Annotated in this window: 10 protein-coding genes; 3 read left to right on the top strand and 7 right to left on the bottom strand. The window is 49.1% G+C overall.

Annotated features, from left to right (window positions below):
• Window positions 1-7: 7 nt before the first annotated feature.
• Window positions 8-1996, bottom strand: a complete 1989-nt coding sequence (parE, locus tag AYR61_RS11990; protein WP_065903150.1) for a DNA topoisomerase IV subunit B — start codon at window positions 1994-1996, stop codon at window positions 8-10.
• A 143-nt stretch (window positions 1997-2139) separates the two neighbouring features.
• Between parE and plsY the strand changes: the two genes are divergently transcribed.
• Complete coding sequence (gene plsY / locus AYR61_RS11985; protein ID WP_318529558.1) at window positions 2140-2760, top strand: glycerol-3-phosphate 1-O-acyltransferase PlsY; 621 nt, start codon at window positions 2140-2142, stop codon at window positions 2758-2760.
• A 461-nt stretch (window positions 2761-3221) separates the two neighbouring features.
• Here plsY and AYR61_RS11980 read toward each other — a convergent pair whose 3' ends face one another.
• A complete protein-coding gene (locus tag AYR61_RS11980; protein ID WP_054709954.1) occupies window positions 3222-4100 on the bottom strand; it encodes an aldose 1-epimerase family protein in 879 nt (292 codons plus the stop codon).
• Between the two features lie 310 nt (window positions 4101-4410).
• Here AYR61_RS11980 and AYR61_RS11975 point away from each other — a divergent pair, with 310 nt between their 5' ends.
• Window positions 4411-5457: a zinc-dependent alcohol dehydrogenase family protein gene (locus AYR61_RS11975; protein WP_056987966.1), complete on the top strand. Its 1047-nt coding sequence runs from the start codon at window positions 4411-4413 to the stop codon at window positions 5455-5457.
• 178 nt (window positions 5458-5635) lie between these two features.
• Here AYR61_RS11975 and hslU read toward each other — a convergent pair whose 3' ends face one another.
• The 3 genes from hslU to xerC are packed head-to-tail and all read right to left on the bottom strand — an operon-like array spanning window position 5636 to window position 8539.
• Entirely contained in the window at window positions 5636-7051 is a 1416-nt protein-coding gene (hslU, locus tag AYR61_RS11970) for an ATP-dependent protease ATPase subunit HslU (protein ID WP_065903146.1), read from the bottom strand.
• 30 nt (window positions 7052-7081) lie between these two features.
• Window positions 7082-7606, bottom strand: coding sequence for an HslVU peptidase proteolytic subunit (gene hslV / locus AYR61_RS11965; RefSeq protein ID WP_065903144.1), 525 nt, complete (start codon window positions 7604-7606; stop codon window positions 7082-7084).
• A gap of 21 nt (window positions 7607-7627) precedes the next feature.
• Window positions 7628-8539, bottom strand: a complete 912-nt coding sequence (xerC, locus tag AYR61_RS11960) for a tyrosine recombinase XerC (RefSeq protein WP_056987964.1) — start codon at window positions 8537-8539, stop codon at window positions 7628-7630.
• A gap of 284 nt (window positions 8540-8823) precedes the next feature.
• Here xerC and AYR61_RS11955 point away from each other — a divergent pair, with 284 nt between their 5' ends.
• Window positions 8824-9147, top strand: a complete 324-nt coding sequence (locus AYR61_RS11955) for a MazG nucleotide pyrophosphohydrolase domain-containing protein (RefSeq protein ID WP_054709966.1) — start codon at window positions 8824-8826, stop codon at window positions 9145-9147.
• Window positions 9148-9566: 419 nt separating this feature from the next.
• Here the strand turns inward: AYR61_RS11955 and topA are convergent, their stop codons facing one another.
• Together topA and dprA are read right to left on the bottom strand one after the other, a co-directional pair.
• Window positions 9567-11669 carry a type I DNA topoisomerase gene (gene topA / locus AYR61_RS11950; RefSeq protein ID WP_065903143.1) on the bottom strand — a complete coding sequence of 701 codons (2103 nt, stop codon included), beginning with the start codon at window positions 11667-11669 and terminating at the stop codon, window positions 9567-9569.
• 170 nt (window positions 11670-11839) lie between these two features.
• Window positions 11840-12709 (bottom strand): DNA-processing protein DprA, encoded by an 870-nt coding sequence (gene dprA / locus AYR61_RS11945; RefSeq protein ID WP_065903141.1) that lies wholly within the window; start codon window positions 12707-12709, stop codon window positions 11840-11842.
• Between the last annotated feature and the right edge of the window lie 8 nt (window positions 12710-12717).

Raw genomic sequence — 12717 nt, 5'->3', positions numbered from 1 at the left:
TTCGTTATTAGTCGGCGTTTGCGGCGTCAGCGTGCGCTGATTTTGCCACGTTGTTATCTAGAATACTCCCGTCTTCTTCGAGGGTGAAGGCCACGTTGTCTTCGATCCACTTTCGACGTGGTTCGACCTTGTCACCCATTAACGTGGTGACACGCCGTTCAGCGAGTGACGCGTCATCGATTCGAACGCGCACCAGTGTCCGAGCCTCGGGATCCATGGTCGTTTCCCAAAGCTGTTCCGCGTCCATTTCACCAAGTCCCTTGAACCGCTGTAACTTGTAGTTTTTGCCAAGTGTCTTAGTCTTCTTGGCCAATTCATCGTCAGTCCAAGCATAACTGATACTGGTCTTCTTACCGCTACCGGCTTGAATCATGTACAACGGCGGCAGGGCGATATAGACCCGCCCCGCGTCGATCATCGGTCGCATGTACTTGTAAAAGAACGTCAACAGCAGTGTTTGAATATGCGCACCATCATCATCGGCATCGGTCATGATAATGATTTTGTCGTAGTTCGCATCCTTGATATTGAACTCAGAGCCGACACCAGCACCGATCGTATAGATCATGGTGTTCAACTCTTCGTTTTTCATCACGTCTTCCAGCTTAGCCTTTTCGGTGTTCAGCACCTTCCCACGCAACGGCAGGATGGCCTGGAATTTCCGGTTACGGCCCTGCTTCGCAGACCCGCCGGCAGAATCCCCTTCGACTAAGAACAATTCGTTCTTTTCGGCATTCTTAGATTGGGCCGGCGTCAGTTTTCCTGACAATAACCGTTCCTTACGCTTATGCTTCTTGCCGTTCCGACTTTCATCCCGCGCTTTTCGCGCAGCTTCACGCGCTGTCCGGGCCCGCAATGATTTGTGGATCAGCATTTGCGCAAACTCACCGTTTTCCATGAGGTAGTAGCCAAGCTGTTCGCTCAGGACACTATCCACGATGGTCCGGGCTTCAGGTGTCCCCAATTTTTCCTTGGTCTGGCCTTCAAATTGAAGGATCTCTTCAGGCACCCGCAGTGAAATGACAGCTGACAGCCCTTCACGGACATCGGAGCCTTCCAGATTCTTATCTTTTTCCTTCAAAAGGCCCACTTTTTTAGCATACTCGTTGAAGGCCTTAGTCCAGGCACTGCGCATCCCTGATTCATGGGTCCCGCCATCCTTGGTGCGGACGTTGTTGACGAAGGACAACAGATTTTCAGTGTACCCATCGTTGTACTGGGCTGCCACTTCAACTTCAACGCCGTCCTTTTTACCGTCAAAGTACATGACGTCGCCAAGGGTCTCCTTGTCTTCGTTCAAATAGCTGACGAATTCTTTGATACCGTCTTCAAAATGGTAAATTTCTTCGTGTTCCTGATCCTGGCGCTTATCCGTCAAAGTGATCTTAACGCCCTTCAGCAAAAAGGCAGACTCGCGTAAGCGTTCAGCCAATGTGTTGAAGTTGTAAACCGTCGTGGTAAAAATACTTGAATCTGGTTTGAAGTGCAGCCGAGTCCCCGTTGGCTTGCGGGTATTCCCTTTTTTGACCAACGTGGTGACCGGGTGGCCGCCATCTTTAAATTTTTGTTCGTACATCACGCCATCACGGACAATGTTGACTGTCAGTTCAGATGACAGCGCATTAACAACGCTGGCACCGACACCGTGCAGGCCACCAGAGGTCTTATAACCCCCCTGACCAAATTTCCCGCCGGCATGTAGCACAGTTAGAATCACTTCCGGTGTGGGTTTGCCCGAAGCATGCATCCCCACGGGCATCCCCCGACCATGATCTTGGACGGTAATACTGTTGTCCACTTCAATGACGACATCGATCTCGTCCCCATAGCCGGCAAGCGCTTCGTCCACCGCGTTATCCACGATTTCATATACCAAATGATGCAGCCCGCGGCCGTCAGTTGATCCGATATACATCCCGGGTCGTTTTCGAACGGCTTCTAGGCCCTCTAAGACCTGAATGGATGAATCATCGTAAGTTGGCTTCTTGTTCGCCACTAAAAAGACTCCTTTCAATCAGCCTACTCGCTGATGAGACACAATTTTAATGTGAATTGTTTATAAATTCTCGTTAACTTGTTTAAAACATGATAAAATATGGGCCAGTGCAGTGTAACGAATCCACATTGGAGGAAATTAAGTTGAAACTCGTTTTATTACTCATCCTGGCCTATCTGCTAGGCGCAATTCCAAACGGGGTTTGGATCGGCAAACTCTTTTTCCACACCGACATTTGCAAAGCAGGTTCAGGCAATATTGGCACCACCAACACCTATCGGGTCCTGGGTCCGGTTGCCGGAACCACCGTCATGGTGCTGGACATCGCCAAAGGTACCGTGGCCACGTTATTACCCATGTGGTTTCATATTACCACGGTTAACCCCCTATTATTTGGGCTAATGGCAATTCTTGGGCACACCTTTTCGATCTTTGACGGGTTCAAGGGTGGCAAAGCTGTGGCCACCAGTGCCGGCATGTTACTCGCTTACAATCCCGTCTTCTTCATCATTGCCTGCTTGTTATTCATCAGCTTTATCTATTTAACCAGTATGGTGAGCCTCGCGTCAATGATTTCTTTTTCAATCATCACAATTTTAAGCATCTTGTTCCATGATGTGTACCTGTCAATTATCGCAATTGTGCTGACGATCTTCGTGTTCTACAGACATCGCACCAACATTAAACGAATCCGTGAAGGCACTGAAAACATGGTACCGTTTGGCCTGGGATTCAGGCACCGCAACCAAAAGTCTTCAAAATAAAGCTTTCTCTTAAAGGACCATCACTCAATATAGACGCAATTAAAAGCAGCTGAGGTTTTTTCTCGGGTGCTTTTTTGCTTACAATCTCTTATTATACCCGAAAAATCGCCGAATAGAACTTACGTTTGATTAAAAGATGATGATAGTTCCGTGCAAACCGACCCTTTCCAACATTAGGTAATGGTCACGCTGTTCGTATCTAATTATGAACTCAGTAGTGTGTTGCAGCCGATCGGCATGGCAACTGCGGCGTCGGGACTAGTTAGCAAGCGTCCTTGGATCGGTGACTAATACGCGATGTAAGAGATCCCTGAATTTCTAGTGGAAATTGTTGCAACAAGTTCCGCGGCCCAACGAAGCGACCCATCAGCATTATTACCCTTACTCATCAATGGATATTCACTATTAAACCCACTAAAAAAACGACTGATAGTCAACTTATCAATCGCTTCTCACTGGTTTTAAAAGAATCTAATTTGATAGTCTGCGGTAAATTCGGCGTTTGGTTGAATTGTCTGGATGCCCATTTTCTGGCGGAAATCGCCAGTTGCATTGACACTGTCCGCAATCCCCCACCATGGTTCGATAGCGACAAACGGTGCCCGCTTTGGATAGGGTGACCAAATCCCGACGTACGGCGCGTTTTCAACCGTCAGCGCTACCCCGTGGTCATTGACCGTGCTGCTAAGCATCACGGTCGTTTCAACGTGGTCCAAATCAAGGATCAGGGCATCCTGATTAAAGAGGTCATGGTCCAGTTTCAGTGGTGTCGTCAAGTTCAGCGTCTTTTCATGATCCGCGTCGTTATAGGGACCAACCAACGGGATTTGGGCGTACGACCGCCGTGGTGCAACTGTGATGGCATAGTCTTCAAAACCGCCCTCATACGGGTTCAATGGCACATTAAAGCCTGGGTGTCCGCCAATTGAAAATGGCATGGCCCGGTCGTCAAGATTAAGCACGTGGTAACTGACATCCATCGTGTGCCCCGTCAAGGTAAAGGTCACTTGCAGGTCAAATTCAAACGGATATCTTGTTTTCATCTCATCGTCCGTTAGCAACTGAAAGACTGCGTGGCCGTCATCGTGCTCCAGAACCTTAAAGGTGTAGTCGCGCGCGAACCCGTGCTGGTCCATATGATAGGTTTCCCCATCCAAGGTGTACTGATTGTCTTGCAAGCGCCCCACGATTGGAAATAGGATCGGCGCGTGTCGACCCCAGTACATCGGGTCAGCTTGCCAGATGTATTCGATTTTTTCAGCAGCATCGTTCACACTGGTCAACTCAGCGCCTTTTTCGTTGATTTTAACGGTTAAATCATTGCTGTGTAAGCTAATCATGAACATTCCTCCGAACAACTGATTTAATAATTAGTATAGACCTTTCCACCGTGAAAGTCATTTTAAACTTGACTACGAAATCTTAGCGGGAGGGTTCCTTGTGCGACACTTCTAGTTTATCACAGAAACGGCTTGATAAGCCCGATTAACCGCTTATTGACACCGTTAACGACCTGAACCTAATAGCGACATGTAAATCATTGCACTTGCTCACGAACCTGACTAGAATGAAGATAAGCATGGTTTTCAGTCCCGCGCTAGCCACACTGAACACATTAAATAGCATTTATCACAAATGAGGCGATACAAAATGACAACAACTCAAATTCAAAATTTACCAACGGAAATGAAAGCCTGGCAGGTCACGACGCCAGGTCCCATTGATGGCGCCGAATCACCACTGGCCTTTGTCACCAAACCAGTACCAACACCTGAACGCGGTGAAGTCCTGGTTAAAGTGTTGGCTTGTGGTGTTTGTCACACCGACCTGCACGTGACAGAGGGCGACTTGCCGGTTCACCATGAACACGTCACACCCGGCCATGAAATTGTTGGCGAGGTGGTGGCCACTGGGCCCGAAACTAGTCGCTTTCAACTGGGTGATCGCATTGGTATCCCATGGTTGCGCTGGACCTGCGGCGTGTGTGAATTCTGCCGTTCAGGCCGTGAGAACCTCTGCCCTAACTCCCTGTACACGGGGTGGGATCACGATGGCGGCTACGCTGAATACGTCACTGCGCCCGAAGGATTTTCCTACCGGATCCCCGACCAGTTTGATAATATCACTGCCGCGCCACTGCTTTGCGCTGGCATCATCGGCTACCGCGCCTATCACCGTGCCAACTTACCAGCCGGTGGCCGCCTTGGCCTGTATGGATTTGGCGGGTCGGCCCACATTACCGCCCAGATTGCGCTTGATCAGGGCATGGAAGTCCACGTGCTGACCCGTGGGACGGATGCCCGCAAATTTGCGCTGGAATTAGGCGCCAAATCTGCTCAGGGTCCCTATGACCTGCCACCAGTCAAACTCGATTCATCGATTATTTTTGCGCCGGTTGGCGACATCGTCCCGAAAGCGTTGGAAGGACTTGCTCCAGGCGGGACGTTAGCGCTAGCCGGGATTCATCTGACCGACATTCCAAGTCTCAACTACCAGGATCACATTTTTCATGAAAAGAATCTCACCAGCGTTGAGAGTAACACGCGGCGTGATGGCGAGGAATTCTTAACCTTAGCGGACCGCTTAAACATTCACCCAGAAACGACCCCGTACGCTTTTGACAAAGCGGATGAAGCGTTGCGGTACGTGAAGAAAGGCGATATTCGTGGCGCCTGTGTGCTGAAGATCAGTGACTGAGCATCACATTAGACCGACGACGTTTATCGTTGCAACTCAGTACCTAGGCTAAAAACGTGTTATTTGGGCGACTAGCGGGTTGTCCACGTTCTTGAACCCATGCAAATAAAACGAAAAGACCGTCACAGGCCCCATTTTCGGGTCTGTGACGGTCTTTTGAGTTCTGATGCAACACGCGTTAAAGAATGTAACGGGAAAGGTCCTTATCCTTCACGATGTTGCCGATCTTGTCATTCACATAATTTTCTGTAATGGTAATGTCACCCATCTGCATGTCAGGTCCTTCATATAGGAGGTCTTCCAGCAGTTTCTCCAACACGGTGTGCAAACGACGGGCACCAATGTTTTGTTTTTCATGGTTCAACTCAGCGGACAGTTCAGCGATCCGTTCAATGGCTTCCATGGTGAACGTGACCTTGATATTATCCGTCCCAATCAATGCTGTGTACTGCTTGATCAGTGAGTTCGTTGGTTCTGTCAAAATGCGGACAAAGTCGTCCTTGTCCAGATCATCCAATTCAACCCGAATCGGGAACCGCCCTTGTAATTCAGCAATCAGGTCGCTCGGCTTTGATTCAGCGAAGGCCCCGGCAGCGATAAACAGGATGTGGTCGGTGCTCAGCAGGCCGTACTTCGTCTGGACCTGAGTCCCTTCAACGATCGGTAAAATGTCACGTTGCACCCCTTCACGAGAAACTTCGCCACTGTTTTGATTGTTCTTGGACGCGATCTTATCGATTTCATCAATGAAGATGATTCCTGTATTCTCAGCGCGTTTGATGGCGTCATGGTTGATGTCGCCTTCGTTGACCAATTTCTCGGATTCTTCTTGAATCAACACTTCTCGGGCTTCAGAAACAGGCATATTCCGCTTCACACGACGCTTTGGCATCATTTGACCAAGCGTATCGCTCAGGTCAATGCCCATCTGGTTCATCATAGGATTATTGCCAGCAGCGGCTTGTTGCGGATCATCCATTTCAATTTCAACTTCACGGTTTTCCAGCAGGCCCTTTGCCAGTTGGTCCGAAACGGACATACGTTCATTCTTGATGTCGTCCGTAACCTCTTCTTTAGGCTGTTCGGGGGCAGATGGCATGTTGCCCTGTTGCAGTTGTGAGAACATGTTCATCATGGCCGACATGTCGTTTTGTTGTTTTTGCTTCGGCTTCTTACCGGGAACGATCAGTTTCGTTAGCCGGTTGTTAGCGCGTCTTGCAGCTTCAGCACGAACGTTTTCGAACTGGCTGTCCTTCTCCATCTTAACGGCCACATCAGCGAGACTGCGGACCATGGATTCAACGTCGCCACCAACGTACCCAACTTCGGTAAACTTCGTGGCTTCGACCTTCACAAAGGGCGCTTTAACGATCTTTGCCAGCCGGCGTGCCAACTCGGTCTTCCCAACCCCGGTCGGGCCGATCATCAACATGTTTTTAGGGGTGATTTCGTCCTGCATGGCTACCGGTAACTGCATACGGCGGTATCGGTTGCGCAGCGCGATTGAAATGGATTTTTTCGCATCACTTTGCCCGACAACATAGTCGTCAAGCAGTGACACGATTTCTTTTGGTGTTTTTGTAATCGGATCCATTCAAATTCCAGCTTTCTTTTTGGGATTAATTTAGAATTCTTCGACTTTAATGTTTTCGTTCGTGAAAATATCGATTTCACTGGCGATACCAAGTGCGGCCTTGGCAATCTCGCCCGCACTCATATCGGTTGCGTGCCGGTGCATCGCCAACGCAGCAGCCTGCGCAAAGTTACCGCCGGACCCAATGGCGAGGATGCCATCGTCTGGCGCGATTACTTCACCGGTCCCAGAAACGAGTAACATGTTATCCTTATCCATCACGATCAGCATAGCTTCAAGCTTTTGAAGACCCTGGTCAGAGCGCCACTGTTGGGCCAATTCAACGGCTGCCCGTTGCAGGTCGCCATCAAATTCTTTTAATTTAGCTTCAAATTTTTCTTCCAGAGTAATGGCATCAGCCACCCCGCCCGCGAAACCGACAGCGACTTTACCGTCGTAAATTTTACGGATCTTTTGGGCTTGGCCCTTCATAATCACCTTTTCACCCATGGTCACCTGACCATCACCAGCCATTGCGCTGTGGCCGTTGTGTTGTACTGCTACGATTGATGTCATCTAAAATCCCAACTTTCTTTTTTAGTCGTGTGTTGCCCGCGGGAAATACTTACGATAATCTCGCTGCAGGTGCGCTTTTGTCACGTGCGTATAGATCTGGGTCGTGGATAAACTACTGTGTCCCAGCAGTTCCTGCACCGTCCGCAGATCAGCGCCGTGATTCAACAGGTGGGTGGCAAACGTGTGCCGCAACATGTGCGGATGAATGTCCCCTGTCAGCGTACTGCGATCGATCACTTGGTTCAAAACGTATTCGACACCCGTGGCCGTGATCGGCCGCCCGTAGTGATTAATAAAAAGGGTGTCGTGCGTTTGATGGTACTTGGCCATCAGCGGTGCCCGACAGTCGCTCAGATACGTCTGTAAGGCGTGCTTAGCGTAATTGCCAAACGGCACGTAACGCTCCTTATTTCCCTTCCCATGAATCAACATGAGCTGGGTACTATCGTCAACGTCGTCGAGTCGCAACCCGCAACATTCGCTGACCCGGATCCCCGTGGCGTACAGGACTTCCAGAATTGCGGAGTCCCGCAGCGCTAGGGTCGCGTCCGGATTTGCTGCAGCCGCTTGGAACAGCGCCGTCATTTCCTTTTCGTAAAAGAACCGAGGCAATGGCGCCGGCCGTTTTTTCAGCGTGACATAGGCAAACGGATTTTGCGTGATCTGATGTTCACGAACCATAAACTCGTAAAATGACCGCAGGCTGGAAATCTTTCGCGCAATCGTTGTGCGTGCCTTGTGTTCATCATACAGCTGGCTCAGATAGACCTGAACATCAAGTTTGCTGACGCTTAACAGATCAGTTGCCCCGCCAGTCTCTGACAGGAAGTGGCGAAACGCGTCAATGTCTTCACGATAGGCTTTAACAGTCTCATCGGAGTACTGACGTTCACTAGTGAGGTACGTGATAAAGGTTGCCTCTAAATCTGACACATAACCACCTCCGTTGACAAACAATTTAACAGACTTTAACAGACGTTTCAATCATTTGGTCAAAATTGGTCAAAGATTTTTAGGAAAACTTAATCTTTTGTCAGCATTAGTTCTGCATAAGACTGGGTCTGACCGGCCAAACTAACGCGAAACCAGCCTATGACGGTCATGATTTCGGTTACAATAACTATTATATAACAGATTCAATAAGATATTAACCACTTAAGTCCATGGCCGACTGACTTTGGTATACTGAATGAAACACAAGTGAGGAAGATGATGACATGGATTTAAACAGCCACCAAGAATGGTTAGCCGACTTTTACCACCAACGCGGATGGGACACCTATTCACCGCAGATCGGGATTAATTTTATGACTGAGGAAGTGGGCGAATTATCCCGTGCTGTGCGGACGATGGAAATTGGCAGGGACCATCCTGGTGAACGCAAGGCTAGCGATGCGAAAATGATGGCTAATCTGCGCGAAGAGATGGCGGATGTGTTGGATCAGGTGCTGTTTTGTGCTAGTAAGTATGGGGTTCGTGCGGATGAGCTGCTTCGTGGGAGTGAGGAGAAGTTGACGAAGCGGTTTGAGGGTCGGGATTGATGGATCCTGGCTGATTTTTTTGATAGAGAAATACTATTTTAGAATAGTCGTATTTGAGACAGTAAAAAGAAGACTTTGCCAGTGATTTTTTCGTTCTGGCTTGGTCTTCTTTTTTGTTTTTTGGTTTATTTGGGGTTAACTTTGGTTGGGTTGGTGCTGAGAAGCTTTGAGGAGTGAATTTAGTTTACGTATAGGCCCTTGGTAGTTAGGATTTCTACTGTCCTCGAGACTAAACGTGCTCCGCAAGGCACGGGGCTAACGTGTAACGGACTCTCTACTTTCTACTGTCCTCGAGACCAAACGTGCTCCGCAAGGCTGAGGGCTACTGCATAAGCTAACTCTGGCACAAATGCCAAAACCAGGCATTTCTGCCAGAGTTAGCTTATGCTCCGCCCTCAAAACGCCTTGCTCCGCACTCTCTACTTCTGTACCTCTTCCTCATAATCCCCATTAGGACAAACAACCTGCAAGCCGCCCTTAACCTTCTTTTCAACCAGGTAATGGCCATCCTTTGGACAGTCACGGCCGACTGGTTTATCCCAGGTCACGAAGTCACAGTCTGGGTATCTTGAACAGCCGTAGAAGATTCGGTTTTTCTTTGACTTGCGTTCAATCACTTGACCCTGCTTACACTTTGGGCAGATCACGCCGATCTCCTTGACGATCGGCTTTGTATTCCGGCAGTCTGGGAAGCGTGAACAGGCGTAGAACTTGCCGTAACGGCCCATCTTAATGACCATTGGTGCCCCACAGATATCACAGTCAAAGCCGGCTGGTTCATCCTTGATCTGAATCTTTTCGATGGTGTCCTGAGCGTGGTCGACTTCCTTTGAAAATGGCTTATAGAAGTCATCCACAACCTTGACCCAGTTTTGATGGCCCTCTTCGATACCATCCAGTTCCTTTTCCAAGCCAGCGGTGAACCCAACGTTCACGATGTCTGGGAAGCAGTCCTGAATGATCGAATTGACGATATCACCCAGTTCAGTCGGTTCAAACCGGCGACCCGTGAGTTTCACATAGTACCGGCGCTGAATCGTATCCAGCGTTGGTGCATAAGTCGATGGCCGACCAACGCCATTTTCTTCAAGCGCCTTGATCAGGTTGGCTTCAGAATAACGTGCCGGCGGCTGGGTAAAGTGTTGCGCTGGGTCGGTCTTGCTCAAGGTCACCGTGTCGCCTTCGTTGAGGTCGGGCAACAGGTTATCCTTTTCCTTACCATCCTTATACAGCTTCAAGAACCCGTCGAACTTCATTTTTGAGCCGTTAGCCTTAAACGTGACGCCGTTTTGTTCCAGTGTAACCGCCATGGTGTCCATGACAGCGGGTGTCATCTGGCTGGACATGAATCGGTTCCAGACCAGTGAATACAGCTTGAACTGGTCGTTGGTCAAATATTCCTTGAGATCCGCCGGTGTCCGGTAAACAGAGGTTGGCCGGATGGCTTCATGGGCATCCTGAGCCCCTTCTGGCAGCTTGCCTTTGATCGGCTTAGTAGCGGCGTATTCGGCACCGTACTTTTCGTGAATGAACGATGACGCTTCATGCTTGGCAATGTTTGAGATCCGAGTCGAGTCGGTCCGCATATAGGTAATGAGCCCCTGTGAGCCTTCCTTGCCGATGTTGATTCCTTCATACAATTGCTGAGCGGCCATCATGGTCTTTCGCGTCCGGAAGTTCAACTTCCGGTTAGCTTCCTGTTGCATGGCACTCGTTGTGAATGGCGGTTGCGGTGACCGCTTCCGTTCCTTACGAGTGACTTTGGTGATATCAAAATCGCCGTCACGATCGATGTCGGCGAGGACCTTTTGCACCGCCTCGTTGTTTGGCAGATCCTGCTTCTTGACGTTACGACCATAGAAGCTAGCGGCAAACTTAGACCGTTTGTGTTTAAATTCAGTATCGATGGTCCAGTACTCTTCAGGTTCGAAGTTCTTGATCTCGGTTTCACGATCAATGATCAGCTTAAGCGCAATGGACTGCACCCGACCGGCACTGAGCCCCTTCTTCACTTTCTTCCATAAAAGCGGTGAGATCGAGTAGCCCACTAACCGGTCTAAGATCCGCCGAGCCTGTTGGGCATCGACCAGATCCATGTCGATCGAACGTGGGGTCTTAAAGGCGTCCTTAACAGCATCTTTTGTAATTTCATTAAAGACGACCCGGTTTTTATCTTTCGGATCTAAATCAAGAATGTGGGACAAGTGCCAAGCAATGGATTCACCTTCACGGTCCGGGTCAGCTGCGAGATAAACTTGTTTAGCTTTCTTGGCTTCGGAACGTAATTCCTTGATGACATCACCCTTCCCACGGATGGAAATATAGTGGGGATCGTAGTCGTGATCAACGTCGACGCCCATCTTACTCTTTGGTAAGTCGCGCACGTGACCCAGGCTAGCCATCACCTTGTATGTCCGACCGAGATATTTCTCGATGGTTTTTGCTTTGGCAGGCGATTCCACAATCACAAGTTTCTTTTGCGGCTTCTTACGCTTTGCCCGTTTTTTGGTTGATGTTGGCATCCAATTACTCCTTTAACAAATTTTTTTAAAAATACAATGTTATGGTTTTTATTCATCAAATCTTTCACATCATATTTCATAAAAAATGGATTGTCAACCAAAGAACTACTATATTATAGTGCGCAAATGTGTCGGTGACCGTTGAAATCGGCTCTTAATTGCAGGTGATATTACAAAAATTCTTCAAGGATGTGTTGCGGTGTTAGCACGGGTTTAGCGCCCGCTAGGATCAGTTCGTTGCACCCTGCTGAAAGGGGGTCATCGATCCGTCCGGGAACCGCTAAAACATTTCGATTATTTTGAATGGCAAGGTTGGCAGTGATTAAACTGCCACTATGTTGTTTGGCCTGAACGACCAACACCGTTTCCGTCAATCCTGCGATGATGCGGTTGCGCTCCACAAAATGGTGCGGCTTGCCCACGTCACCGATCGGATACTCGATTAAGACCAGTTCGTGAGCGGCCATGTACGCTTGTAACTTACGATTTTGGGCAGGATACGTGAGGTTCAGCCCCGTACCAATAACGCCAATCGTATGCCCACCGGCATGAATGGCCAATCGGTGACTGAGCGCGTCAACGCCCTTTGCTAAGCCGGAAACGATCACGTGGTTTTGCTGAATCGGTTGCGGTAAAAGCCGTTTCATCGCCGTTTGGGCATATTGATTCGGTTCCCTGGCGCCCACAACGCCGAGTAGTTTGCCCGCCGTTAATAAGGCAAGATTACCTTGATAAAAGAGCACGTTCGGTGGCAAATAACTTTCCTTGAGTTGGGCAGGATAGTGCTTGTCCAAAATCGTCAGCCAGTTGGCTTCATTTAAGTGGCGCGTCAACACGTCACTGAGTTGCTGACTGGTAAAACTGGTATAAAATTGCTTGGCTTTTGTTGGATTGAGGTTTGCAATGCGGGCCATGTCTTCAGGCAATAGTCGTTTAACACCGGTCGGATGTGCCTGAAGCCACTGGTAGATCAATGTTTCGCCCTTAATGCCAATGCCCTTCGCTAATCTGAGACGCAGTAATAATCGTCGTTTATCCATGGGTTGTC

It is taken from the genome of Secundilactobacillus paracollinoides (genome assembly GCF_001702155.1).
GTDB classification, from domain to species: Bacteria; Bacillota; Bacilli; order Lactobacillales; family Lactobacillaceae; genus Secundilactobacillus; species Secundilactobacillus paracollinoides.
The sequence above is the reverse complement of the archived record's forward strand: the minus strand, read 5'-3'. Positions and strand labels throughout refer to the sequence as shown.

Coding starts and splice junctions, on each gene's coding strand:
- AYR61_RS11980 (WP_054709954.1), bottom strand. CDS start 4,100: ATGATTAGCTTACACAGCAATGATTTAACCGTTAAAATCAACGAAAAA.
- AYR61_RS11975 (WP_056987966.1), top strand. CDS start 4,411: ATGACAACAACTCAAATTCAAAATTTACCAACGGAAATGAAAGCCTGG.
- hslU (WP_065903146.1), bottom strand. CDS start 7,051: ATGGATCCGATTACAAAAACACCAAAAGAAATCGTGTCACTGCTTGAC.
- hslV (WP_065903144.1), bottom strand. CDS start 7,606: ATGACATCAATCGTAGCAGTACAACACAACGGCCACAGCGCAATGGCT.
- AYR61_RS11955 (WP_054709966.1), top strand. CDS start 8,824: ATGGATTTAAACAGCCACCAAGAATGGTTAGCCGACTTTTACCACCAA.
- topA (WP_065903143.1), bottom strand. CDS start 11,669: ATGCCAACATCAACCAAAAAACGGGCAAAGCGTAAGAAGCCGCAAAAG.
- dprA (WP_065903141.1), bottom strand. CDS start 12,709: ATGGATAAACGACGATTATTACTGCGTCTCAGATTAGCGAAGGGCATT.